General features: G+C 72.7%; 17 protein-coding genes and 1 pseudogene. 7 read left to right on the plus strand and 11 right to left on the minus strand.

Going from position 1 to position 23,815, the window contains the following annotated elements; translation table 11 throughout:
- Positions 1 to 192: 192 nt before the first annotated feature.
- Both ACFWUQ_RS20260 and ACFWUQ_RS20265 read left to right on the plus strand, forming a co-directional pair.
- Complete coding sequence (locus ACFWUQ_RS20260; protein ID WP_384539687.1) at positions 193 to 894, plus strand: DUF998 domain-containing protein; 702 nt, start codon at positions 193 to 195, stop codon at positions 892 to 894.
- Positions 891 to 1,889, plus strand: a complete 999-nt coding sequence (locus ACFWUQ_RS20265; protein ID WP_384539690.1) for an alpha/beta fold hydrolase — start codon at positions 891 to 893, stop codon at positions 1,887 to 1,889. Before ACFWUQ_RS20260 ends, ACFWUQ_RS20265 begins: the two co-directional genes overlap by 4 nt.
- Before the next feature lie 100 nt (positions 1,890 to 1,989).
- On the opposite strand, the gene ACFWUQ_RS20270 is transcribed toward ACFWUQ_RS20265, so the two are convergent.
- From ACFWUQ_RS20270 to ACFWUQ_RS20285, 4 genes are all read right to left on the minus strand, one after another.
- Entirely contained in the window at positions 1,990 to 2,409 is a 420-nt protein-coding gene (locus ACFWUQ_RS20270) for a CBS domain-containing protein (protein ID WP_384539692.1), read from the minus strand.
- Between the two features lie 157 nt (positions 2,410 to 2,566).
- A complete protein-coding gene (locus ACFWUQ_RS20275; protein ID WP_384539695.1) occupies positions 2,567 to 3,265 on the minus strand; it encodes a DUF305 domain-containing protein in 699 nt (232 codons plus the stop codon).
- A complete protein-coding gene (locus ACFWUQ_RS20280) occupies positions 3,262 to 3,942 on the minus strand; it encodes a DUF3105 domain-containing protein (protein ID WP_384539698.1) in 681 nt (226 codons plus the stop codon). Before ACFWUQ_RS20280 ends, ACFWUQ_RS20275 begins: the two co-directional genes overlap by 4 nt.
- A 55-nt stretch (positions 3,943 to 3,997) precedes the next feature.
- Positions 3,998 to 4,423 carry a hypothetical protein gene (locus ACFWUQ_RS20285; protein WP_384539701.1) on the minus strand — a complete coding sequence of 142 codons (426 nt, stop codon included), beginning with the start codon at positions 4,421 to 4,423 and terminating at the stop codon, positions 3,998 to 4,000.
- 172 nt (positions 4,424 to 4,595) lie between these two features.
- Here ACFWUQ_RS20285 and ACFWUQ_RS20290 point away from each other — a divergent pair, with 172 nt between their 5' ends.
- From ACFWUQ_RS20290 to ACFWUQ_RS20300, 3 genes are all read left to right on the plus strand, one after another.
- Positions 4,596 to 5,957 (plus strand): glutamine synthetase family protein, encoded by a 1,362-nt coding sequence (locus ACFWUQ_RS20290; RefSeq protein ID WP_365917224.1) that lies wholly within the window; start codon positions 4,596 to 4,598, stop codon positions 5,955 to 5,957.
- A gap of 193 nt (positions 5,958 to 6,150) precedes the next feature.
- Complete coding sequence (locus tag ACFWUQ_RS20295; protein ID WP_384539703.1) at positions 6,151 to 6,657, plus strand: hypothetical protein; 507 nt, start codon at positions 6,151 to 6,153, stop codon at positions 6,655 to 6,657.
- Between the two features lie 183 nt (positions 6,658 to 6,840).
- Positions 6,841 to 7,551 carry a histone deacetylase gene (locus tag ACFWUQ_RS20300; RefSeq protein ID WP_384539705.1) on the plus strand — a complete coding sequence of 237 codons (711 nt, stop codon included), beginning with the start codon at positions 6,841 to 6,843 and terminating at the stop codon, positions 7,549 to 7,551.
- Positions 7,552 to 7,578: 27 nt separating this feature from the next.
- On the opposite strand, the gene ACFWUQ_RS20305 is transcribed toward ACFWUQ_RS20300, so the two are convergent.
- Positions 7,579 to 8,775, minus strand: coding sequence for an HNH endonuclease (locus ACFWUQ_RS20305; protein WP_384539708.1), 1,197 nt, complete (start codon positions 8,773 to 8,775; stop codon positions 7,579 to 7,581).
- Positions 8,776 to 8,861: 86 nt separating this feature from the next.
- Here ACFWUQ_RS20305 and ACFWUQ_RS20310 point away from each other — a divergent pair, with 86 nt between their 5' ends.
- Positions 8,862 to 9,878, plus strand: a complete 1,017-nt coding sequence (locus ACFWUQ_RS20310) for a hypothetical protein (protein WP_384539711.1) — start codon at positions 8,862 to 8,864, stop codon at positions 9,876 to 9,878.
- 116 nt (positions 9,879 to 9,994) lie between these two features.
- Here the strand turns inward: ACFWUQ_RS20310 and ACFWUQ_RS20315 are convergent, their stop codons facing one another.
- The 3 genes from ACFWUQ_RS20315 to ACFWUQ_RS20325 all read right to left on the minus strand — a co-directional run bounded on the left by ACFWUQ_RS20315 (position 9,995) and on the right by ACFWUQ_RS20325 (position 17,826).
- Positions 9,995 to 13,165, minus strand: coding sequence for an NACHT domain-containing protein (locus ACFWUQ_RS20315; RefSeq protein WP_384539714.1), 3,171 nt, complete (start codon positions 13,163 to 13,165; stop codon positions 9,995 to 9,997).
- Positions 13,166 to 13,258: 93 nt separating this feature from the next.
- Positions 13,259 to 15,316, minus strand: a complete 2,058-nt coding sequence (locus ACFWUQ_RS20320) for a PIG-L family deacetylase (protein WP_384539728.1) — start codon at positions 15,314 to 15,316, stop codon at positions 13,259 to 13,261.
- A gap of 224 nt (positions 15,317 to 15,540) precedes the next feature.
- Entirely contained in the window at positions 15,541 to 17,826 is a 2,286-nt protein-coding gene (locus ACFWUQ_RS20325; protein ID WP_384539717.1) for a PIG-L family deacetylase, read from the minus strand.
- A gap of 216 nt (positions 17,827 to 18,042) precedes the next feature.
- Between ACFWUQ_RS20325 and ACFWUQ_RS20330 the strand changes: the two genes are divergently transcribed.
- Positions 18,043 to 21,030, plus strand: coding sequence for a bifunctional [glutamine synthetase] adenylyltransferase/[glutamine synthetase]-adenylyl-L-tyrosine phosphorylase (locus ACFWUQ_RS20330; protein ID WP_384539720.1), 2,988 nt, complete (start codon positions 18,043 to 18,045; stop codon positions 21,028 to 21,030).
- A 30-nt stretch (positions 21,031 to 21,060) separates the two neighbouring features.
- Here ACFWUQ_RS20330 and ACFWUQ_RS20335 read toward each other — a convergent pair whose 3' ends face one another.
- The 3 genes and pseudogenes from ACFWUQ_RS20335 to ACFWUQ_RS20345 form a co-directional block, all read right to left on the minus strand.
- Positions 21,061 to 21,948 carry a phosphatase PAP2 family protein gene (locus tag ACFWUQ_RS20335; protein WP_384539723.1) on the minus strand — a complete coding sequence of 296 codons (888 nt, stop codon included), beginning with the start codon at positions 21,946 to 21,948 and terminating at the stop codon, positions 21,061 to 21,063.
- Between the two features lie 117 nt (positions 21,949 to 22,065).
- Positions 22,066 to 23,097 (minus strand): LacI family DNA-binding transcriptional regulator, encoded by a 1,032-nt coding sequence (locus ACFWUQ_RS20340; RefSeq protein ID WP_384539725.1) that lies wholly within the window; start codon positions 23,095 to 23,097, stop codon positions 22,066 to 22,068.
- A gap of 26 nt (positions 23,098 to 23,123) precedes the next feature.
- A pseudogene (locus ACFWUQ_RS20345) lies at positions 23,124 to 23,815 on the minus strand (alpha-glucosidase); the annotation flags it as partial.

Below are 23,815 nucleotides of genomic sequence, written 5' to 3' on the forward strand. Positions count from 1 at the left end.
CAGGGCGTGGGAATCAGTCGGACGGCCCAGGGCGAGCACGGTGACGGTGCCCGGACGGAGCCCGGCCCGCGACGGCGGCCGGGCCCTCGGGGCGGTTCGCCGGTACCCGCGCGCCAAGGCCGCAGCCCTGCCCGGGGCGGGCATCCAACCGGAGGACCGACCCCGGCCGTTCTGCTTAGGATCAGTCACACTATGTCCCCACACGGACTCACGGCGCGGACGGCTCGGCCGGTCGCGGTCCTCATCGGCCTCGGCGCCCTCGCGTACACCGCGTGGGTGCTCGAAGTCGTCCTCTCCACGGGCCTCGACCCCGTCCAGACCTACGTCAGCGAACTCGCCGCCCAGGACCAGCCGCTCGGCGGGCTCTTCCGGGCCACCGACTTCACCGCCGGCCTGCTCGCCTTCGCGGGCGGTCTGCTGGCCCTGCTGCGGCTGGCGCGGTGCGCCGAGTCCCGCCGCCCCTGGGCGGTCGTCGGCTGGTGCGGGGTCACCCTCTTCGGCGCGGCCACCGCCGCCGACGCCTGGCTGCCGCTCAGCTGCACGCCCACCGCGGACCCCGAATGCGCCGCCCGGGAGACCGCCGGGCTGGTCCCGGCCACCCACCAGGCCCATGCCGTCAGCAGCGGCCTGGCCATGACCGGCGCCATCGTCGGGATCGTGGCCCTCACCGTCGCCGCCCGCCGGTACGGCTGGTTCACCCCCCTGGCTCGCTTCGGGCCGGTGCTCGTCGTCCTCCAACTGCTCGCCACCGTGTGGACGCTGTGCGCCATCGCGATGTTCACCGCGGGGCACGGGAACTGGGCCCTAGGCGCGGGCCAGCGGCTCCAAGTGCTGCTCGTGGCGCTGTGGCTGGGCCTGCTCGCGTACTCCGTCCACCGGGAGGGCCGTACGTGAGCGGCGGCGCGGCGGGCGGCCGGTTCGTCCGGGTGGACGGGGTCCCGCTGCACGTCGTCGTCGAGGACGGTGGCGGCGCTGGGGACCGGGGCCCGGTGTGCGTACTCAGCGCCGGACTCGCCATGGCCTGGTTCGACTGGGACGAGGTCGCCGCGCGGCTCACCGCCGCCGGCCGGACGGTGGTCCGCTTCGACCGCCCCGGCCACGGTCTCAGCGGCCCCGCCGGCGCGCCGGCGACCGCCGCCGGGGAGGCCCACCGGATCGCCGCCCTGCTGGACGCGCTGGGGCCCGCGGTCGCGGACCGGCCCGCCACCGTCGTGGGGCACTCGATCGCAGGCTTCCACGCCGAGGCCTTCGCCCGCCTCCACCCCCACCGCACCGCGGCACTGGTGCTCCTCGACAGCAGCGTCGAGGAGCACCCGCCCGGGTGGCCGGCCCGTACTCCGGCCGCCGCCGCGCTGCGTACCGGCGCCGCCCGCCTCCTCGGCCGGGCGGCGACCGTCGCGGGCCTGCCCGCGGCCCTGGGACCGGCCGCGCGGCGGGCCACCGTACGGATGTCCAGGACGGGCGGCGCCGACCCGGCCCCGCGGGACCTGGTACGCCGCTGCTACCGCACCGGACGGGTCTGGCGCGGGGCCCTGCTGGAGAACGCCGGCTACATGGACGCGGCCGCCGAGGTCCTCGCCCTGCGCGGGACCCGCCCGCTGACCGCCCCCGCCACCGTCCTGGCGGCCTACGGCGGCACCCTGCCCGCCGGTCTCGACCCCGCCGGGTCCGGCGACCGCGCGGCGGCCCTGCGCCGCGCCTTCGCCCCGGGACCGGGACCGTCCCGCGGCCGCACCGCCCCGCGCTGGCTCACCCGCCAGGCCGAACTCGCCGACCGGCTCGGCGCCCGCTTGGAGGTGGCCGAACGCGCGGGCCACCTGGTCATGCTGGACCGCCCGGACCAGGTGGCCCACGCCGTCCTGACCGCCGCCGCCCCCGCCCCCGGCTGACCCGCCGGGGGCGGCGGGGTCCGCCGATCCCGCCGGGGGCGACGGGCCCGCCGGCCCCGCCGGGGGCGACGGGCGCCGACCACGCCGGGTCGGATTCCGCTCAGCCGCGGGCGTACACGCGTTCCGCCCACCCGGCGATCTGCTCGTCCGAGAGGTGCTTCGCCAGGTCGGCCTCGCTGATCATGCCGACGAGCTTCTTGTCCCGTATCACCGGCAACCGCTTGATCTGGTGGCTCTGCATCTCCTCCAGGACCTCGGAGACGTCCGCGCCCGCGTCGATCCAGCGCGGCGTCCCCCGGGCCATGTCACCGGCCGTCATCATCGACGGGTCGTGCCCCTTGGCCACGCAGCCGACCACGATGTCGCGGTCGGTCAGGATCCCGCAGAGCCGTTCGTCGGCGTCGCTGATCGGGAGCGCCCCCACGTTCAGGCGGCTCATCAGCTGAGCGGCCCGGTCCAGGGTCTCGGTGGCGGGGATCCACTGGGCCCCGGGGTGCATGATCTCTCCGGCGGTCGTCATCTCGTAAACCTCCTGAGCACGCCGTCCCGGACGGACGCGGACGCGCCCGCCCCGGCGGCCCCCCCCCGTCACGACCCCCGTACGGCGCCGCACGCACGTGCGCACGCCCGTACGGGTGAGGGGAGGACGCCTCCCCCCACCGTACGAGCGTGTCCGCTCACCCGCGCGGCGCGGCCCCGCGGCGCTTCAGCATGTCCGCCATCAGGGTGAGCTCCGAGCGCTGGGCGTCGACCATGCCCTGGGCCAGCTCCCGCTCGACCGGCGTGACGCACTGCCGCGCGCAGCCCTCGGCCATCGCGACGCCGCCCACGTGGTGGTCGGTCATCAGCTGGAGGTAGAGCACCTCGGCGTCCCGGCCCGAGGCGGCGCCAAGCCGCCCCATCTCCTCCTTGGTGGCCATGCCGGGCATCAGCGCCCCCGGCGCCGCGGCCCCGTGCCCGCCAGACCCGTGCCCGGCGTGCGCGCCACCACCGTCGCCGCCGTCGCCGCCGCCGTCCCCGCCGCCCATCCAGGACATCGGCGGCTCGTCGGCCAGCACCTTCGGCAGCCCCCACAGGTCCAGCCAGCCCAGCATCATGCCCCGCTGGTTGGCCTGGGTGTTCGCGATGTCGTACGCGAGGGTGCGCACGGCCTCGTCCTGGGTGCGGTCGCGGACGACGAAGGACATCTCGACCGCCTGCTGGTGGTGCACCGCCATGTCCCGGGCGAAGCCCGCGTCCGGCGAGCGGAGACCCGGCACCCGGTCCGGCGCGCCCGCGTCCCCGCTCGCCGCGGCGACCGTGGCCGCCCCCGCGAACAGCGCCGCCGCCACGACGGCCGCACCCGCGGCCCAGTACGTACGGGTGGGACGGCTCACTTGTCGGCCAGCCCGCTGGTGCAGGCCGCGCCCGGCTCCGGGGTCTGCGGGCCCTGCACGTACTTGGTGAAGAACTGCGCCACCCGCGGGTCGTCCGCCTTCTCGACCGTCAACTGCTTGCCCCACGCACTCAGCATGATCGCGCCGGCCTGCTCCTTGACGGGGCTCATCAGCGTGTACGGGGTCTTGCCCACGCGCTCGGCGAGCGCGTCCACGTCCCCCTTGGCGGCCTTCTCGTTGTACGTCACCCAGACGGCGCCGTGCTCCAGCGAGTGCACGGCGTTCACCTCGGGGACGGGGTTCTTGTAGACGTCGCCGTCGCAGTTCATCCAGCGGGGGTGGTGGTCCCCGCCGACCGGCGGGTTCATCTCGTACTTCACCTGGGTCTCGACGTGGTTGCGGCCGAGGTCCTTGGCCTCCCAGGTCCGCTCACCGTCGACCGGGGTCTTGCGGGCGGTCTCCGCGGCCGCCCTCTCGCGCTGCTCGGTCTCCTTCTGGCCGATCAGCACCCATGCCCCGAAACCGACCAGGCCGGCGACGATGACGCCCGAGGTGGTGATCGCGATGGCCTTGTTGCGCCGGTCGCGTGCCTTGTCCGCGCGACGCATGTCGGCTATCCGGGCCTGGCGGGACTGCGGGTCGGGGGTGTTGCCGGTCCTCTTGGACTTGCTGGCCATGTGCCCTGTTCCTTCTGCTGAGGGGGGTGGGGTGAAACGCGTCGGACCGGATCCGTCAGGTCCGCAGCACTTGCAGGGCGTGCAGGTCAGGGGCGCGCGCGAGCGGTCGGGGCGACCCGGCCGAACCCGCCGCGTCCGCCGCCCCGAGCGGTACGGGCTCGCCGGCCGCCGGGGTCGCGGCGGGCGGCGGGACGGGCGGCACCCCCGGGGGCACGTGCACCCGCGGCGAGCAGCCGGGCAGCTCGTACGGGGACGCGCAGACGGCGTGCGGGGCGCCGTACGGCACGGCGGTGGCGGGCGCGGGCGCGGTGGGGGCGGTGGCGGCGGGGGCGGTGGCGCCGGCGGGCCCGTGGTGGGCCTCGCCCGGGCGCGTACAGAGCAGCAGCGCCCCGGCCAGTACCCCCAGGGCCAGCAGGAGGACGGCATGCCGGGACGGGGGACGTCCCTGACGCCCCCGCCGCGTGTGCTCCCGGCCCCCCATGGGCGCAGATGGTAATGCTCATGACGGGCCCGAGGTCAGTGCGGGGTGCCGCGACCTTTCCCGGGTGCGTAATGTGGCGGAAACCACGGCTGGCGATACTGGGTCGGCCCGACTGTGCCCAGCCCTCCAGCGGCGGTGGTGCACAGGCCGTCTGAACTGCGAGGATGAAAGCATGGACAAGCAGCAGGAATTCGTCCTCCGGACGCTTGAGGAGCGCGACATCCGCTTCGTGCGCCTGTGGTTCACCGACGTACTGGGCTTCCTCAAGTCCGTCGCGGTCGCCCCCGCCGAGCTGGAGCAGGCCTTCGACGAGGGCATCGGCTTCGACGGCTCCGCGATCGAGGGCTTCGCGCGGGTCTACGAGTCCGACATGATCGCCAAGCCGGACCCGAGCACCTTCCAGATACTGCCGTGGCGCGCGGAGGCCCCCGGGACCGCCCGGATGTTCTGCGACATCCTGATGCCGGACGGTTCGCCGTCGTTCGCGGACCCGCGCTACGTCCTCAAGCGCATCCTCGCCAAGACCTCCGACCTGGGCTTCACCTTCTACACCCACCCGGAGATCGAGTTCTTCCTGCTGAAGGACAAGCCGCTGGACGGCACCCGCCCGGTGCCGGCCGACAACTCCGGGTACTTCGACCACACCCCGCAGAACGTCGGCATGGACTTCCGCCGCCAGGCGATCACCATGCTCGAATCGATGGGTATCTCGGTCGAGTTCAGCCACCACGAGGGCGCCCCCGGCCAGCAGGAGATCGACCTCCGCTACGCCGACGCGCTCTCCACGGCCGACAACATCATGACCTTCCGCCTGGTGATGAAGCAGGTCGCCCTGGAGCAGGGCGTGCAGGCCACCTTCATGCCGAAGCCCTTCTCGGAGTACCCCGGTTCGGGCATGCACACCCACCTCTCCCTCTTCGAGGGCGACCGCAACGCCTTCTACGAGTCGGGTGCCGAGTACCAGCTCTCCAAGGTCGGCCGCTCCTTCATCGCGGGCCTCCTGCGGCACGCGGCGGAGACCGCCGCCGTGACCAACCAGTGGGTGAACTCCTACAAGCGCATCTGGGGCGGCTCCTCCCGCACCGCCGGCTCCGGCGGCGAGGCCCCCTCGTACATCTGCTGGGGCCACAACAACCGCTCCGCGCTGATCCGCGTCCCGATGTACAAGCCGGGCAAGACGGGCTCCTCCCGGGTCGAGGTCCGCTCGATCGACTCCGGGGCCAACCCCTACCTCACCTACGCGGTCCTCCTCGCGGCGGGCCTCAAGGGCATCGAGGAGGGCTACGAACTCCCGGCCGGCGCGGACGACGACGTCTGGGCCCTCTCCGACGCCGAACGCCGCGCGATGGGCATCGAACCCCTCCCGCAGAACCTCGGCGAGGCCATCGCCCTGATGGAACGCAGCGAACTCGTCGCCGAGACCCTCGGCGAGCACGTCTTCGACTTCTTCCTCCGCAACAAGAAGCAGGAGTGGGAGGAATACCGTTCGGAGGTCACCGCCTTCGAACTCCGCAAAAACCTCCCGGTCCTGTAACTGCAGACCACCGGCGATACCCCCGTCACATGGCACCCCGGGCCGGCGGCACCCAGCCGCCGGCCCGGCCCCGTCCCACCCCTCCTGGGCCGTTCTGTGGGCCGTCAGCCGCCGGACCGGCGTTCCCGCCGCCGCTCGGCACGTGCCGCTTGACGCTGTAGACCATCTGTGACGGTCCCCGTACGCTGTGCGCATGGAGTGGGGGACTCTGGCAGTAGCTGCCGTCGGTGCCGTCTTCGGGGTCGGAGCGACCTTGCTCACGGACGTTCTGCGGGCGCGCCGGGAGACGGGTCAGCTGTGGGTCGAGACGAAGCGGACCGTCTACAGCCGATTCCTGACCTCGCTGGCACAGGCGCACAGCCGCATGACGCAGATGGCCTTCAAAGAGGAGCACGGGGCTGCCCGGCAGCATGCGGTGCATGACGCGTTCCTCAACGACCCGCAGTACTCCGATGCCAAGTCCGTTCTCAGGGAGTTGGCGTTGGCCGCGCCTGACCACGTATACCGGGCCGCTGCGTCGGTGTACCAACAGCTTCGTGATGCTCGCGATCTGCTGGTCCTGCACGCGGCGGGTGTCGACGCGCCTGAATACCAGCGCGTCATAGGGCCCTTCTTCGCGGACCTGGAATCCCTGCAGCAGCTGATGCGAGACGACCTCCAGCCGCCGCCCTTCCGTCGCACCCGGTCGGGCGGTGAGTGATGCCGTCGCTCCTGCAGAAAACGGCATCCATACGGTGCGGTGGGGTGCCGGGACACGCCGGACGGCGCGGTACGGGCCGGGGTTTCGGGGTGTCGGTGATGCGCCTGCGGCAGAGGGCCGGGCGGCCTTTTGGGGCGCGCGGCGGGGGCGGTTGGGGAAGGTGCCCGGTGGGAGGATGCGCGTATGGTCGTTCACACCGCCGCTCCCCTGAACGGGGAACTCCCTGCCCCCGAGCGGGTCTGGTACGCGTCCTACGGTTCGAACATGCACCTGGACCGGCTCGCCGCGTACATCGCGGGCGGGACGCCGGCCGGCGGGGCGCGCAGGTATCCGGGGTGCCGGGACCACCGGGCGCCGGAGCAGTCCGTCGCGGTCGAACTCGACGGCTCCCTGTACTTCGCCACCGAGTCCCCGATCTGGACGGGCGGCCGGGCCTTCTACGATCCGACGGCCGCCGGCCGCATGCGGGGGCGCGCCCACCTGATCACCGCGAGCCAGATGTCGGACATCGCCGCCCAGGAGATGTACCGGGAACCGGGGACGGACATCGACCTGACGCGGGTCCTGCGGGAGGGCCGCGACGAGCTGGGCGCCGGACGGTACGAGACCCTCATCTGCCCGGGGACGATCGGCGGCGTTCCGGTGCTGACGTTCACCGCCCCCTGGACGCTCCAGGACGTCGAGCCGCGCACCCCGTCCGGCGCGTACCTGCGCTACCTGGCCGGCGGGCTGCTGGAGTCGGGCCCTTGGCAGGAGCAGGACATCGCGGACTACCTGGCCGCCAGCCCCGGCGCCGCCGGCCACTGGACCCCGCCCCAGATCCTGGACCTCCTCACGACCGACCTCCCTCCGGCACCGCCCCACCCCGGCCCCCGCCGGACCAACGGTCGCTGACGACCGGTCCGGAAATGGTGTGCGGCGTCAGGACCAGCGCTCCAGTGAGGTTTGGTAGCGATGGTCGAGAGCTTCACGCTGGGGTTTCCGGATGAGGTCGCGCAGATGAGGGATGGTGATGTGAAGGTCCGCTGCGGTGGGTCCCCCAGGACGGGTTATCACGTTCAGGGTTTCGGGATGAATAGTGAACAAGTGGGCATCAAATGCGCGGTGGAGTCCAGCGCTGAGAGGCAGGCCGTTCCTGGGATCGTCCGAGCCGCCTTCGGCTACGGGGCAGAGGTGGGCTGCCTCGATCATCTGCGGGACGGCGATGCCCGTGAGGGGGCAGCGAGGGCCATATCGATGGAATACCTGGAGCTTGAACCGCGGCTGGCCCGGACGATCGTGCACCGCGCGTTGGCGGCGGCGCCGGCTGGTGTCCCGGAGCTGGAACGGTTCCTGGTCGGAGTCGTCCCGGTGGAGAATTCGCCGAGGAGCATCCTCGGCGTAGGTGATAAGGAACTGCTCGCTCTCGTCCTCCCAGCCCTCGACCCAGGCCAGCCGGACGATCCGTACACGCGAATGCGGTGTTGGCTTGGCGATGACGAAGATCGGCAGCCGCAGGCTCGCCGCTGTCTTGGTGGCGGTGATCTCCGATTCGTCCCGCCGACCCGGCCGATCCGTCTTCGGATACTGGTAGAGAACAGAGTGCTCTCCGAGGTCATCCGGGTAGTGGGCGCCCGTGTGCAGCACCCCGACGGTGATACCACTCCGGTGGATGGAACGCGTACGTTCGGCATCGAGCCAGATCCCCTGACCGCCCCCGTAGGCGCCGAAGTCTCGAAGGACCTGGGCGGGCAGCTGCGTCAGATCGTAATGGGACCTCAGGTGGTCCCAGAGCGCCATGCGCCATATCCGCTCCCCGTCCACCGTTGTGGGGCGGCTGTCGACGATGACGAAGCCCAGCTGTTCAAGCAGCCGGTTGCTGTGGAACTGGCCCCCGCTGATCGGGGGTTCGGCGCTGGAACCGTGCTGGTGGAGGTACGCGACGTTCGCGATGGCCTTGGCGTCGTACAGCGTTCCTTCGAACTGCAGAAAGTACTGCTTCGCCGGCCCGAAGTCGTGCTCCTCCAAGAAGGAGGCTCGCCCTCGGTCGCGGTACTCGTTGAGCGCCCGGATCACGGATCCTTGGTCGGTCAGTGTTGACGTCGGCACAGCTCCCCCATCTGTCAGCAGCGCTGCCACGTAACATACGACACAGCACTGGTGGGGGTTCAGGGGCGTTGCCGGGGGACTGCCCGTAGGCAGCCGGGCCGGCTATCTTCAACGGCATGACCACTCTTGACCTGGTTCCGGGCTTGATCACGACGCGCGAAGAGGTGGCGAAGGCCTTCGGCGGTTCGGTATTCAGTGGTGGGATCGTCCCGGCCAAGAGGTCGAACAAGGTGTTCGTCTACTCCGACCCGTCTGTGGGCGAAAAGTTCGGATACACCTTCGACGGGCAGGCCGAGGACGACGAGTTCGGGACGTTGTACCTGTACACAGGGGCCGGCAGCACTGGGCATCAGGAGTTCGTCCGCGGGAACAAGACCCTTCTGGACACGGTGGCGAACGGGCAGGAGGTACATCTGTTCGTCGCCGACAGCAAGGTGCCTCGCACCAAGCGGGTCCGGCAGCGGTACGTCGGCAGGGTGGTCGTCGATCCCATAAAGCCCTACGAGGATCGGTGGAGCCCGCTGCCCAACGGCACGAAGCGTCGCATCATCGTCTTCAGGCTTCGGCCGGCGGACGGCGCCGAACTGTTTCTGCTGGATAAAGACGCGCTGAAACCGGCGTCCGCCACGGCTGTCATCGAGCGTCCGAGGGAACAGCTTCCGAAGGTGCCGGCCCAGAGCGGCACGAAGGAGAGGAAGACCGAACAGCACAGCACGCTGGAAACGACCGCGCACGTGGTCGGGGGTGCGCGAAGGGTGATGCGCAGGGAGGGCCAGCTCGTGAAGGCCTTCGAAGCGCACCTGGAGCAGGCGGGTCACGCGTTCAAGAGTTTCGACATCAGGGTCGAGGGCGAGCCGGGGGTGCTCACGCCCGACGTCTACGACGAGACCGACCACGTGCTGTACGAGGCGAAGGGCCAGACCACGCGCGACAACGTGCGGATGGCGATCGGGCAGTTGGCGGACTATCGGCGGCACATCAAGAACATGGAACGGCTTCGCGTCGCGGTGCTCCTGCCGAGTGCGCCGACGGCCGATGTGAGGGACCTCCTCGCGGCCCAGCGGATCGCCCTCGTGTTCCAGACCGAGGGCGGGTTCGAGGGCTTCCCGCTTCCCACCGACCCGTCGGACTAGCGGAGCGGGGGCGACGGGCGGTCGACCGGTGGCCCCTGCGGCCCCGGGGGCGGAGGGGGTGCGGACCAGCCCGCCGGCCGCCGGCCCCCCCTGCCCCCCGCCCCCGGTTGCTCCGGTTAGAGGTTGGCGGAGTAGTGGTCCCTGTAGGCGACGTTCAGCGTGCGCTCGTTCGCCAGGCCCGAGAACACGGCCGCCTCCGGGGCGGAGGAGATGCTGATCTTCACGCCAGGGCGTGTCCCGAAGGGGGAGAGGTCCAGGTGGACGGGTCGGTCCATGGTTCCTTCGACCTGGACCGAGATGCGCGTGAGTGATCCGGAACGGGACAGTTCGATTAGATGTCCAAGCTCGGCGATGCTGATCCTGACGTGGATGTGCTCCAGCTCCGGAAGCCCGGCGGCGGTCCGCAGGAGCACCCGGTCGGCCAGCGGGACGGTGAGGGATCTGAGCTGCTGGTGGCGGACCAGTTCCGCGGGATCCGTGATGCTGCCGTTGGTGCTCAGGTGGGTCAGGTTCGGTGCTGAGTCGTGGACCTGTGCCAGGCGCATGGTGCTCGTGCGGTTGCCGATCCGCAGCGAGTCCAACTCGGGAAGAGGCGGCAGGTCGACGAGCCCCGCATAGAAGGTCACGCTGAGCGATTGGAGCCTCGGCGTGAGGCGCAACGGCTGGAGGGAGGTCAGTCCCGAGCCGAAGAGTGTGAGGGCCTTGAGGTTCGGGCAGCGCCGGAGCGGTTCGAGGGACGGTGCGGCCACTTCGCGGGTGACCGTGAGGTGGCTGAGGCCCGGAGCGTCGGGAAGCCAGTCCAGGTCGGGCGCCAAGCAGTCCACCACCAGGTAGGACAGCTGCTCCAGGCCTCGCAGGCCCGGCAGGTAGTGGGTGCTCTGGATGTGCATGGCCCGCCAGTTGTCCTGGTTCTTCCACAGCACCTCCTCGGCGAACTCGGTCGGGTCGAAGAAGGCCCACGCGCGCTCGACCTCGCGCCGTACCGTCACCCGGTTGTCCCGTCCGAACTTGGAGATGAGGGACAGGGCCGCGCTGCCGCCGACCAGCGAGGCCATACGGACCGTCGCCGCTGCCGTCGGAGCCGCCATGCGGGAGGCCGGGATGAGCGGGATGACCATCTCACCCGCGCCGGCGAGTTCCTTGGCCTCGGTGAGGTTGCGCGGCGGGATGAGCCGGGCCGTGGCGGCGCGGACCCGCCGGAAGACGTTCGGGTCGCACTCCCCGGCCGTCTCCAGGCACGCGGCAGCCAGCAGGTGGAGCCGGTTCCTGTACCCCGGCTCCCTGTCCCCGCGGTCGAGGAGGCCGGCGAGGATGGAGGAGGTCTCCCTCGGCCGGGCATGGCCGACGGCCATGACGACCACCTCGTGCCACTGGTCCAGATGCGCGTGGTCCAGGAGGTTCTGCAGGTCGTCGACCTCGACGATGCGGGCTGCCGCCAGGTACTCCTGGAACGTCCGGTGGACGAAGTCCACCCGGTCCTCGACGGGCTTGCGCAGGCATCCGCTGCGGACCAGCAGGTACTCGTACACCTGCTTCGGGGTCGCCTCGACCGCGAACATCGACTCCAGCGAGATCGACACCTGGTTGATCACTTGGGCTTCGGGGGCGTCCGTCAGGCCGTTGCGCATCAGCCAGTAGGCGAAGCCGCCCAGGATGGCCTTCTTCTGCGCGTCACCCAGCTGGGGCGGCTCGGGGTACTTGATCCTCCGCTCCCGGTCCCGGCGCAGCAGCAGCATGTCGAGCGCCGCCCGGTAGAGCTCCATGCGGTCCTTGGGGAGCTGCGAGTTCCGGTCCCGGTTCAAGGTGCAGAGCAGCGCGCAGAGCAGGGGGTTGGCGGCCAGCCTGCGGAGCTGGCGGTTCTCCCGGATCGAGGCGACCAGCTCCTGCTTCCCCCGGACCAGTGCGAGGTTCTCGGCCGGGTCGGAGACCGCCTCGCGTGCGGCGTCGTGCCAGTGGTCGATGAAGCTGGTGACGTCCTCCTGCGTCATGGGCAGCATGTCGAGCACGGCGAAGCCGTCCTTCGCGAGCCAGTCGGCCTCGGCCGCGGCAGGGCGGGAGGTCACCACGTAGTGGGCGTCGGGGTACGTCCTGATCAGCTGGCGCAGCCACGCCCGTACGGACTCCCGCTGCTCCGCGGGCATCTCGTCGACGCCGTCGACGAGGACCAGGGCCCTGCCGGTGGACAGCATCCGGTTGACCCACTTGTCGGGCATCTCGTCAGCGAGGTGCGTGCCGACCTCGGGGAAGAACGTGCTGGGGGTGGGCAGCGCGGACTCGGCGAACCTGCGCAGCGGGAGCACGAAGGGGATCAGCGTGTTCCAGTGGGCGAGCTCGCCGGTCAGGCTCCGCCGGGCGCAGTTGACCGAGAGCCAGTGCAGCAGCGTCGTCTTCCCCGAACCGGCGTCACCGCGCAGCAGCAGCCGCTTGTGCGGTGCGATCGCCGCCTCGGCGCGCATGCCGGCGCCGGACCGGCGGGCGTCGGGGAGGGCCGGCGGCCGGTCCTCGTCGTCGATGAAGGAGAGGGGCTCGTCGATCGTGATCTCGCGCGGACGGGGCAGGTAGGCGCCCTCCTGGTCGCCGTCGGACACGCTGAGGGTGATGTAGGCGGTGGTGAGGCTGTAGCCCCGGTTCTCCCGCTCTTTCAGGTCCACCCCGAATATTTCGAGACGGTCCAGGGTCTCGGCGACCAGTCCCGCGTACCGGTGCTCGAAATCCAGGTCCGCGGAGAGCAGGTGCGGCCCCAGCTTCCCGTTGATCCCCTCGACCGTGGACACGATCTGGCGCAGGCGTTTCAGCTGCTCCAGTTCCACGCGGGCGGCGAAGCTCGGCCAGGTCGTCACGAACTGGATTGCCTGCAGGCTCAGGTGATGGACCACTACCTCCAGGTAGGCGTCGGCGGCGGCCGAGAGCGCCGAGCGGCCGGCGAGGACCCGGGAGCGCTGCACCACGGACCGGGCGTACGCCTGGGGGTCCAGATCGCAGTCCCAGATGGTGGAAGTCGAGCCCTCGAAGGCCTCGGCCGCCACCGCGGCGGCAGCCAGCCGCTCGTTCTCGGGCAGCGAGGCGAACTCACGGTCCGTGAAGTCCCTCAGCTGCTTCGCGATGTGCCGGGAGAGCCTCTCGATGTCGACGGCTTCCACCGTGACCGGCTGCTTGATTCTCAGTTTGGAGAAGAACGGCCCGTGCGTGATGGCCGCTCCCTGTCCGGGAACGAGAGTCCTGGCTGCCGGCGCGATACCGGCGCTGAGTACGGATCCGGCGATCCTTGCCGCCGCGACATCGAACACTGGCCCCTCCGCTGTCCATGAACGCGCGATCAGGATAGGTGAACCGGAGGGGTCGACCTCACGATATGTCAGATGTGGTTCCGGGCGCGGGAGTCAGCGGACCGCCTTGTGCCAGGTGGGGCGGGTGGGGGGTGCGGGGGTGGTGGTGGTGTGGAGGTTCGCGTCCAGGCCCAGGACCGCCGTGGTGACGGTCCCGGTGGCCGGGTCGGCGGTGGCTGCCGGGGCGCCCGCGTAGAGCATGCGGGACTCGGTCCAGGCCGGGGGGCCGCCGAGGGTCGTGGTGGCGGCGGTGCCGTTGTCCGCGCGGCCCGCCACGACGCGGCCCGCGGCCCCGACCGCGCCGTAGCCGGCCCGGCCGCCCGCCTCCGCGACGCTGGAGACCAGCGGCCGGCCGGGGCCCGCCGTCACCAGGGCCGTGCGGACGACCCCCGAGTCGGGGCGGCGGAAGTACAGGCGGACGCCCGCGCCCTCCGCGACGGCCGAGAGGGGGACCGTCGTGGCGGGCAGGCCGGTCCGCTGGGGACCGGTCAGCGGCGCGTCCGGGGCGGCCTGGGTCCAGGCCAGGACGGAGTCCGTCGTGGTGGCGTACACGTGGCGCCGCCCGGCGGAGTCGACGGCCGTCACCGGGTCGCTCTGGAGGTCCTCGCCCCCCAGCCGCTGCCAGGCGGAGAAACCGCCGTCGGGCCGCTGGACGGCGGCGCGCAGCGTGCGGCGGGAGTCGCGGAGGTGGACGGTGAGCCGGCCCTGCGCGTCGACGGCGGCCGCGGGCGCGCTGATCGCCGAGGTCCCCGTCTCGTCGGCCGGCTCGGGGGTGCCGAGCGACTGCCAGGGACCGAACGGGCCGTCGGGCGCCGACTGGACCGCGTAGACGACCTCGCGCCGGTACTGCTCGGGACGCTCGCCGAACACGGTGCGGGTGGCGAGGACGGCGATACGGCCGTCGGGGTAGCGGGCGGTGGTCGCGCCCGGGTCGATGCCCGTGCCGGGGAGGAGGACGGGCCCGGCCCACTCGCCGCCGGGGGAGCGGGTCCAGTACGCGGTGCGGCCGTCCAGGGTGGCGAAGGCCCAGAGCCGGCCGGGCGTGCCCCACGTCAGCCAGGAACTGTGGTCGGCGCGCGTGTAGCGCATCGATTGGGCCCAGTTGCGCCCCGTCGGGTTCCCGGCGACCTTGCGGTCCCCGCAGCCGGAGGGGGAGCCGCAGTAGTCCTGCCGGTCCTGCCAGGCGTACGTCCGGAGGAACCCGGTCTTGGTCTCGGCGGTCTGCGGGTCCAGCGTGTGCGGCAGGGTGCTGTTGTGGTAGCCGAGGTAGTTCTGGACCGTGAACCGCGGCCGGTCCGTGACGCGCTCGGCGTACGCGGCCGCCGCGGCCTGCGCGAAGCGCGCGCCGTACATGTGGTCCTGGTGGTCGGTGAAGCGGCCGGACTCGTACCGGCCAGGAGTCGGGTCCTGCATCCGTATCGTCGTCGGCCGGAACCGTTCCAGGACCCCCGCTATCGCCTGTATCGCCTGGTCCTTGGTGTACGTGTACGGCTGCTTGACGGGGGTGCCGGAGGTCAGCTGGGAGCCCAGCGCCGGTATCCGGCCGTTCCACAGGCCGCGGAGGCTGTGCGGGGTCTCCTCACCGGTGGTGCGGGCCTCGCGCAGCTGCATCCACACCAGGCTGACCTGGGGCTTCGCTATGAGGATGTCGAGCTCGGCCCGGCCGCCGCCGGCGGTGGGTATGACCGTGCGCCGCCACGCCCCGGTCCGGTCCCCGGTGGCCATCTGGGCGTAGGCGGAGCGGATGCCGTTCTGCCGCGCCTCCGCGTAGTGCGCGCGGTCGGCGGGCTGCTCGGGGTCCTTGAGCCGCGCCCCGTGCGCCTGGTTGCGGCCGTCGGACTCGCCGGAGGTGAGGTAGACGGTGGCGACGGGGGTCCCGGCGAGGAGGGAGCGGCTGAGATCGGGGTTCATGAAGAACAGGTCGTCGTCGGGATGGGCCACGACCTGGACGACGGATCCGGCCGTGGTGCTCGCGGGCAGGACGAGGCCCGGGTTCTTCTCCTGGGTGGCCTCGGCCGCCGTCTGCTGGCCGGAGGCCACGGCGAGCACGCCGGTCGTGCCGGCGGTCAGCGCGGTGAGCAGAGCCGCGAAGCGGCGGCGGGTGAGTGGCATCGTCACGCCTTGGTTCGTTCCGGGCGGGAGAATTCCCCGAGCAGTCAGAAAGAGGCGCATCGCGGGTACTTGGTTCACCGATTCCGCCGATGACCGCGACTTTCCGGAAAGGATCGGACGGCAGCGCACCCTGTGGAGGGCTTGGTCCGGATATGTGAGCGCCATGTGGAGGCGGAGGCGGTCGCTCCCGCCGAGCAGCCGCCCTGCCTCGGTGCGGTACGGGCCTACGGGGCCGTGTTGCGCGGGCCCACCGGCTGCCACGGCGCCAGGTGGGCGTCCGGGGCGTCCTGCGACGAGGTCACGTACAGCCGCGCGTCCAGCCCCACGACCGCCAGGCTGACGATGTTCGGGCCGGTCATCGCGGAGGACGGCGCGCCGACGAACATCAGCGGCGACCGCTCCCACGGCCGCCCCCCGACGCCGGAGCCCAGCTGCCCGCCCGCCGACCGGCCGGCCAGGACGTGTCCGCTCGCCGTCACGGAGCCGAAGCCCTGGAGCCCGCCGAGGTCGGTCAGGTTGTTCACCCTCAGCCCGCCGTCCGCCGTCACCAGGGCGGTACGCACATTGCCCGATCCCGGCTTGCGGAACCACAGCCGCACACCGCCCTCGCGGCCGTCCGCCGTCAGCGGGAGCGTGGTGTCCGGCAGCCCGGTGGGGGTGGCCGGCCCCAGCGCGGCGCCCGGCTCCGGCTGCGCCCAGCCCAGCACCGTGGTCCGGGTGGTGACGAAGACCATGCGCCGCCCGGAGCCGTCGGTGGCGGTCGCCGGCGTGCCGTGCAGGTCGGCGCCGCCGTACGCCTCCCAGGGCCCCCAGTCGCCGTCCGGCCGCTGGACCCTGCCGCGCAGGGTGTACGCCCCGTCGCGGACGTACGCCGCCAACTGCCCGCTGCCGTCGACCGAGACGGCGGGCGCGCTGATGTCGGAGGTCCAGTTCTCGTCCGCCGTCTCGGGCGTGCCCAGCGACTGCCAGGGGCCGAACTCCTCCGACCCGGGGCCCTGCTGGACGGTGTGGACGACCTCGCGCCGGTAGTCCGAGGGCTTGGCGCCGAAGGTGGTGCGGGTGCCGAAGGCGGCGATCCGGCCGTCCTTCAGGGTCACGGTCGCGACGCCCGGGTCCATGCCGGTGCCGGGAAGGAGCTTCGGCCCGCTCCAGCGGCCGATCAGGCCCGCCCGGTGCCAGACCGCGACCTGCCCGTCGAGCACCTTGAACGCCCACAGGCCGCGCTGCCGGTCGGAGGCGAGCCAGGAGGTGCTGGTGCCGCGCGCGTAGTTGATGGAGTCCGTCCAGCGGTTGCCGGCCGGGTGGTCGGCGACCTTGAGGTCGCCGCAGCCGGCGGCGCTGCCGCAGTGGTTCTGCTGGTCGATCCAGGCGTACGTGCCCATGATGTCCAGCTTCTCCTTGGCCTCCTCGGGGTCCAGGGCGCTGGGGAGGGAGCCGTTGGCGTAGCCGAGGTAGTTCTGCACCGCGAAGTGCGGGCGCTTCCCGACCCCGACGTCCGCCGCGTAGGCGGCGGTCGCGGCCTGGACGAAGCGGGCGCCGTAGAAGTGGTCCTGGTGGTCGGCGTAGTGCCCGGTGTCGGGGCGGCGGCCGGGGGTCGGGTCCTGGGAGCGGACGGTGGTGGGTGCGTACTGCTCCAGGATGCCCACCAGGGTCTGGACGACCTGGTCCTTCGTGTACGCGAACCGCTGCGTGACGGGGCTGCCGGAGGCGAGCATCGACTCCAGGCGCGCGACCTTGCCGTCCCAGAGGCCGCGCAGGCTGTCGGGGACGTCGGCGTGGACGTTGCCGGCCTCGCGGAGCTGGAGCCAGACCAGGTTGATGTGGGGCTTGGCGACGAGTACGTCGACCTCGGCCCGGCCGCCGCCCCTGGTCGGGACGACGGTGCGCTGCCAGGCGCTGCCGCGGTCGCCGGTGGCCATCCTCGCGTAGGCGGCGCGTATGCCGTTCTGGCGGGCCTCGGCGTAGGCGGGTTTGTCGGGCCGGGTGCCGGCCTCCTTCGCCGCGACGGCGTTCACGCCGTCGGCCTCGCCGGAGGTGAGGTAGACCGAGGTCACGGGGTGGCCGGCGGCTATGGAGTACCGCAGGTCGGGGTTCATGAAGTACAGGTCGTCGTCGGGGTGCGCCACGATCTGGAGCACCCGGCCGGGATCGGGGACGGCGGCGGGCGCCGCGAGGGCGCCGGCCGCGCTGTCGGGGGCGGCCGGGGCGGCGAGCCGGCCGAGGGCCTCGTTGCCGCGGAGCAGGAGCATGCCGGCGGCGACCGTGGCGGCGGCGACGGCGACGACCGCGACGAGCCGTGAGCGGCGGGCGCCGCCCGTACCGTGGCCCGCCCCCGTCCGGGCCGGGTCAGCCGCATCCGGGGCCAGGTCCGGGGCTGGGGCCCAACTCCCCGCCGGGTCAACCGCATCCGGGTGCTCGGCCCAACCCCCGGGGGAGTCGGTCGGGTACGGGATCCGGGGCCGGCCGCCCGCCGGGCCGGGCGTGCGGGTGCCGGGGTGGGCGTCGGACATGGGGTGGCTCCTCGTGGCCGGTGGGCGGGGAGCGGGCCGGCCCCGTCATGCCCTCACGCGTCACGTCATCGGTACGGGCTCACCGAGCAATCTGATGATCACACAAGCGCCCTCATGGTACGCACCGCCCCGCGCCGGTGAGTCGAACGCCTGCTCCGGCTAGGCTCGGACCAGGCACGTCACGCACTGGAAGCGACAACCGCGGGAGGCGGCGGGATGACAGTCCCGGGACGCAGGAGCAGCACGTTCAGCAGGCTGCTCCGCAGCGGCTTCACCGATCCCTCGACCGCCGCCCGGCTGCTGGAGTCCGAGGCGCTGGCCGCCGTCCGTACCGACCCGGTGCTCCTCGACGCGCTCGGCGCCACCGCCGATCCGGACCTCGCCCTGTTCGGCCTCGTCCGGCTCGCCGAGGCGCAGGAGGACGAGGAGCGGCCGCTGCTCCTCGGCACCCTGGTCAGTGCCAAGCCGCTCCGCGACCGGCTGCTCGGCGTGCTCGGCGCCTCCGAGGCCCTGGGCGACCACCTCGCCCGCCACCCCCGCGACTGGCAGACCCTCGTCACCTACGAGGCCGCCGACCTGCACCCCGGCCTGCCGGAGTTCGAACGCGGGCTCGCCGACGCCCACGACCCCGTGGCCCTGCGCGTCGCCTACCGCCGCTGCCTGCTCTCGATCGCCGCCCGCGACGTCTGCGGCACGATAGACGTCGCCCAGACCGCCGCCGAGCTCGCGGACCTCGCCACCGCCACCCTGCGCGCCGCGCTGCGCATCGCCTCCGCCGCCGCCCCCGAGGACGCCGCCCGCTGCCGCCTCGCCGTCATCGCCATGGGCAAGTGCGGCGGCAACGAACTGAACTACGTCTCGGACGTCGACGTCATCTTCGTCGGCGACGCGCCCCCCGGCGCCGACGAGGGCAAGGCGCTCCAGGCCGCCACCCGCCTCGCCTCCCACCTGATGCGGATCTGCTCCGAGACCACCGTCGAGGGCACCATCTGGCCCGTCGACGCCAACCTCCGCCCCGAGGGCAGGAACGGCCCCCTGGTCCGCACCCTCGCCTCACACCTCGCCTACTACCAGCGCTGGGCCAAGACCTGGGAGTTCCAGGCCCTGCTCAAAGCCCGCGCCGTGGCCGGCGACCCCGAGCTCGGCGCGCAGTACATCGACGCCATAAGCCCCCTGGTCTGGCAGGCCGCCGAACGCGACAACTTCGTCCCCGACGTGCAGAAGATGCGGCGCCGCGTCGTCGACAACATCCCCGCCGCCCAGGTCGACCGCGAGCTGAAACTCGGCCCCGGCGGCCTGCGCGACGTGGAGTTCGCCGTCCAACTGCTCCAGCTCGTCCACGGCCGCAGCGACGCCACCCTGCACTCCGGCACCACCCTCGACGCCCTGCACGCCCTCGCCGCCGGCGGCTACGTCGGCCGCGCCGACGCCGCCCAGCTGCACGACGCGTACCGCTTCCTGCGCGCCATGGAGCACCGCATCCAGCTCTACCGGCTGCGCCGCACGCACCTCGTCCCCGAGGACGAGGCCGACCTGCGCCGCCTCGGCCGCTCCATGGGCCTGCGCACCGAACCCGTCGCCGAGCTCAACAAGGCCTGGCGCCGGCACGCCTCCGTGGTCCGCCGGCTGCACGAGAAGCTGTTCTACCGGCCGCTGCTCGACGCCGTCGCCCAGCTCACCCCCGGAGAGACCCGGCTCTCGCCGCGCGCCGCCGGCCAGCGCCTGGAGGCCCTCGGGTACGCCGACCCCGTCGCGGCCCTGCGCCACCTCGAAGCCCTCGCCTCCGGCGTCACCCGCAAGGCCGCCATCCAGCGCACCCTGCTGCCGGTGCTCCTCGGCTGGTTCGCCGACTCCGCCGACCCGGACGCCGGGCTGCTCAACTTCCGCAAGGTCTCCGACGCCCTCGGCAAGACCCCCTGGTACCTGCGGCTGCTGCGCGACGAGGGCGCCGCCGCCGAGAACCTCGCCCGTGTCCTGTCCGCCGGCCGCCTCGCCCCCGACCTGCTGATGCGGGCCCCCGAGGCCGTCGCCCTGCTCGGCGATCCCGAAGGCCTCCAGCCCCGTACGCACGAGGCCCTGGAGCAGGAGGTACTCGCCGCCGTCGGGCGCGCCGGGAACCCGGAGGCCGCCGTCGCCGCCGCCCGGGGGGTGCGCCGCCGCGAGCTCTTCCGCACGACCGCCGCCGACATCATCGGCTCGTACGGCACCGAGGAGAATCCCGCCGAGGAGGACCACGGGGCCCTCGTCGACCGGGTCGGCGGCGCGGTCTCCGACCTGACCGCCGCGACCATCGCCGGAGCCCTGCGCGCCGCCGTCCAGAGCAGCTACGGCGACACCCTGCCGACCCGTTTCGCCGTCATCGGCGTGGGCCGCTTCGGCGGGCACGAGCTCGCCTACGGCTCCGACGCCGACGTCCTGTTCGTGCACGAGCCGCGCGAGGGCGTCGGCGAGCAGGAGGCCGCGAAGGCCGCCCAGAGCGTCATCACCGAGATGCGCAGGCTGCTGCAGCTGCCCTCGACGGACCCGCCGCTGCTCATCGACGCCGACCTGCGCCCCGAGGGCCGTTCCGGCCCGCTGGTCCGCACGCTGCCGTCCTATGCGGCGTACTACCGGCGCTGGTCCCTCACCTGGGAGAGCCAGGCCCTGCTGCGCGCCGAACCGGTGGCCGGCGACGAGGACCTGGGCCGCCGGTTCATCGACCTGGTCGACCCGCTGCGCTACCCGGCCGAAGGCCTCGGCGAGGACGCCGTGCGGGAGATCCGCCGGCTCAAGGCGCGCATGGAGACGGAGCGGATGCCGCGCGGCGCCGACCCGACCCTGCACACCAAACTCGGCCGGGGCGGCCTCAGCGACGTCGAGTGGACGGTCCAGCTGATGCAGATGCGGCACGCCTGGGCCGAGCCGGGCCTGCGCACCACCCGGACCCGGAGGGCCCTGGCCGCCGCGCACGCGGCCGGGCTGATCCCGACCGAGGAGGCGCAGATCCTGGACGAGGCCTGGGTCCTGGCCACCCGGGTCCGCAACGCCGTCATGCTGGTCCGGGGCCGGGCGGGGGACACCTTCCCGTCCGAGGCCCGCGAACTGGGGGCGGTGGGCCGCTACCTCGGCTACGCGGAGGGCACGGTCGGCGAGATGCTCGACGACTACCGGCGCATCACACGGCGGGCGCGGGCGGTGGTGGAGGAGCTGTTCTACGGGGCGTAGGCCGAACCGGCACCGGCGCCCCGGCCGGCCTCAGGCGCGGCGGAAGCGGTTCAGCACGGCCGCCGCCGGATGCGGGCCGGTGTGCTCGGGATGGCGCGGCAGCCGGTGCGGCAGGGACCCGTACCAGCCGCGCGACACGGCGTAGCCGAAGGTCAGGCAGAGCATGCCGCCCACGGCGTCGAGCCAGAAGTGGTTGGCCGTGGCCACGATCACGACGAGGGTCAGCGTCGGGTAGAGCAGGCCCAGGATCCGGGCCCAGGGGGCGGAGGCGACCGCGAAGATCGTCAGCCCGCACCAGAGCGACCACCCTATGTGCATCGAGGGCATCGCCGCGTACTGGTTGGACATGTGCTTGAGGTTCCCGGAGGCCATGGAGCCCCAGGTGTGGTGGACCAGCACGGTGTCGATGAAGTCCTGCCCGTTCATCAGCCGGGGCGGCGCGAGCGGGTAGAGGTAGTAGCCGACCAGCGCCACGCCCGTGGTGGCGAACAGGACGAGCCGGGTGGCCGCGTAACGGCCGGGATGGAAACGGTAGATCCACACCAGGACGCCGATGGTCACCACGAAGTGCAGCGTGGCGTAGTAGTAGTTCATGCCCACGATCAGCCAGGTCACCGAGTTCACGGCGTGGTTGACCGACTGCTCCACGGCGATCCCCAGGGACCGCTCGACGTCCCAGATCCAGTCGGCGTTCGCGAGGGCGGCGGCCTTCTGCTCGGGTACCGCGTTGCGGATGAGCGAGTAGGTCCAGTAGCTGATCGCGATGAGGGCGATCTCGAACCAGATACGCGGTCGGCGCGGGGCGCGCAGCCGTTCCAGGAGGGTGCGCGGGCGTGCCGGGCGGGGCTCACTCTCGGTCACGGTGGGTGACGAGAGGTCCGTCCGGGTTTCCAGTGTCTTCACGCTCGCTTCACCCATGGGGAGAGAGTCTGCCAGATGCGTACTCGCCTCCGATCATCCCTTGGGACGGTCTTCGGCGCAGCCCGTAGGTCCTGCGGAGGAGGGGCGGCCCGGGGGTGCCGGGGGTGCGAGCGCTCAGGAGCGGCGGCGCTGTCCCGGTCCCGCGGCCGTGGAGCCGCGCACCACGAGCTCGGGCAGGAAGACGAACTCGCTGTGCGGGGCGGGCGTACCGCCGATCTCCTCCAGCAGGGTCCGTACGGCCGCCTGCCCCATGGCCAGCACGGGCTGCCTGATGGTGGTCAGCGGCGGGTCCGTGAACGCTATGAGCGGCGAGTCGTCGAAGCCGACGACCGACACGTCCTGCGGCACCCGCAGCCCCTGCTGCCGGGCGGCCCGGATCGCCCCGAGCGCCATCATGTCGCTCGCGCAGACGACCGCCGTGCAGCCGCGCGAGATCAGTGCGGCAGCGGCCGCCTGGCCGCCCTCCAGCGTGTACAGGGAGTGCTGGACGAGTTCCTCGACCTCGGCGTCACCGAGCCCGAGCCGCTCCTTCATGCCGAGCCGGAAGCCCTCGATCTTGCGCAGCACCGGGACGAACCGCTTCGGGCCGACCGCGAGCCCGATCCGGGTGTGCCCGAGGGCGGCGAGGTGCGTGACGGCGAGCTGCATCGCGGCCCGGTCGTCCGGGGAGACGAAGGGGGCCTGCACCTTGTCGGAGAAGCCGTTGATGAGGACGTACGGGACGCCCTGTCCGCGCAGTTGGTCGTAGCGGCCCATGTCGGCGGTGGTGTCGGCGTGCAGGCCGGAGACGAAGATGATCCCGGAGACGCCCCGGTCGACGAGCATCTCGGTCAGCTCGTCCTCGGTGGACCCGCCCGGGGTCTGCGTGGCCAGCACCGGGGTGTACCCCTGCCGGGTCAGCGCCTGGCCGATGACCTGGGCGAGCGCGGGGAAGATGGGGTTGTCCAGCTCGGGGGTTATCAGCCCGACGAGGCCGGCGCTGCGCTGGCGCAGCCGCACGGGCCGTTCGTAGCCGAGCACGTCGAGCGCGGCCAGCACGGACTCACGGGTGCCCGCGGCCACACCGGGCTTGCCGTTGAGCACGCGGCTGACTGTGGCTTCGCTGACCCCCGCCTGGGCTGCGATGTCGGCTAGCCGTGCGGTCACGGGATTGGACTGTACCGGTCGCACGTTCAGATTGCCCACCACGTGCAGGAATCCGGCGGGAGCAGCACGGTACGGCCGTCGGTCTCCACGGGCGAGCTGGAGAGTACGGGACGTCCGGGCGCGGGCAGTCCGACGGGTTCCGGGCGGCTGTTGAGGGTGCAGGCGAAGCCGGGCCGGGTGAACAGGAGCACCCCGTCGGGGGCGGGCAGCCAGCGCATGCCGCCGCCGGTCGCGTCCCCGGCGTCCCCGGCGTCCCCGGCCGCCGGGGAGTCCCACGCGTCGGCGGCCTCGTCCGCGGGGGGCCGTGACCGGCCGGCCTCCGGCGCGCCCAGGCCCGGCAGGGCGCGGCGCAGCTCCAGGGCGGCCCGGTAGAGCTCCAGGGTGGAGTGCGGGTCGCCGGTCTGCGCGGCAACGCTGAGGCCGCCCCAGCCGGCGGGCTGCGGGAGCCAGGTGCCGGCCGGCCCGAAGCCGTACGGGGGCTCGGTGCCGCACCAGGGGATCGGCACCCGGCAGCCGTCCCGCAGCCCCTCCTGCCCGTCGGCGTCCGGCCCGGCGGCGTCCGGCCCGGCGGCGGGCCGCGGCACGACCGCCCCCGCCCCGGGGACCGAGGCCGCCCCCGCCCCCGTGGCCGCCCCCGGCGCCGGGCGGCGGCGCCGGTACGCCGGGTCCTGGCGTTCCTCGTCGGGCGGGTCGAGGACCTCGGGGAGGCCGAGCTCCT

It is taken from the genome of Streptomyces sp. NPDC058662 (assembly GCF_042716255.1).
Taxonomy (GTDB): Bacteria; Actinomycetota; Actinomycetes; order Streptomycetales; family Streptomycetaceae; genus Streptomyces.

Bases quoted from the DNA above. Each gene is read 5' to 3' on its own strand.
- ACFWUQ_RS20260 (WP_384539687.1), top strand. From the start codon at position 193: ATGTCCCCACACGGACTCACGGCGCGGACGGCTCGGCCGGTCGCGGTC.
- ACFWUQ_RS20270 (WP_384539692.1), bottom strand. From the start codon at position 2,409: ATGACGACCGCCGGAGAGATCATGCACCCCGGGGCCCAGTGGATCCCC.
- ACFWUQ_RS20280 (WP_384539698.1), bottom strand. From the start codon at position 3,942: ATGGCCAGCAAGTCCAAGAGGACCGGCAACACCCCCGACCCGCAGTCC.
- ACFWUQ_RS20285 (WP_384539701.1), bottom strand. From the start codon at position 4,423: ATGGGGGGCCGGGAGCACACGCGGCGGGGGCGTCAGGGACGTCCCCCG.
- ACFWUQ_RS20290 (WP_365917224.1), top strand. From the start codon at position 4,596: ATGGACAAGCAGCAGGAATTCGTCCTCCGGACGCTTGAGGAGCGCGAC.
- ACFWUQ_RS20295 (WP_384539703.1), top strand. From the start codon at position 6,151: ATGGAGTGGGGGACTCTGGCAGTAGCTGCCGTCGGTGCCGTCTTCGGG.
- ACFWUQ_RS20300 (WP_384539705.1), top strand. From the start codon at position 6,841: ATGGTCGTTCACACCGCCGCTCCCCTGAACGGGGAACTCCCTGCCCCC.
- ACFWUQ_RS20310 (WP_384539711.1), top strand. From the start codon at position 8,862: ATGACCACTCTTGACCTGGTTCCGGGCTTGATCACGACGCGCGAAGAG.
- ACFWUQ_RS20320 (WP_384539728.1), bottom strand. From the start codon at position 15,316: ATGCCACTCACCCGCCGCCGCTTCGCGGCTCTGCTCACCGCGCTGACC.
- ACFWUQ_RS20325 (WP_384539717.1), bottom strand. From the start codon at position 17,826: ATGTCCGACGCCCACCCCGGCACCCGCACGCCCGGCCCGGCGGGCGGC.
- ACFWUQ_RS20330 (WP_384539720.1), top strand. From the start codon at position 18,043: ATGACAGTCCCGGGACGCAGGAGCAGCACGTTCAGCAGGCTGCTCCGC.
- ACFWUQ_RS20335 (WP_384539723.1), bottom strand. From the start codon at position 21,948: ATGGGTGAAGCGAGCGTGAAGACACTGGAAACCCGGACGGACCTCTCG.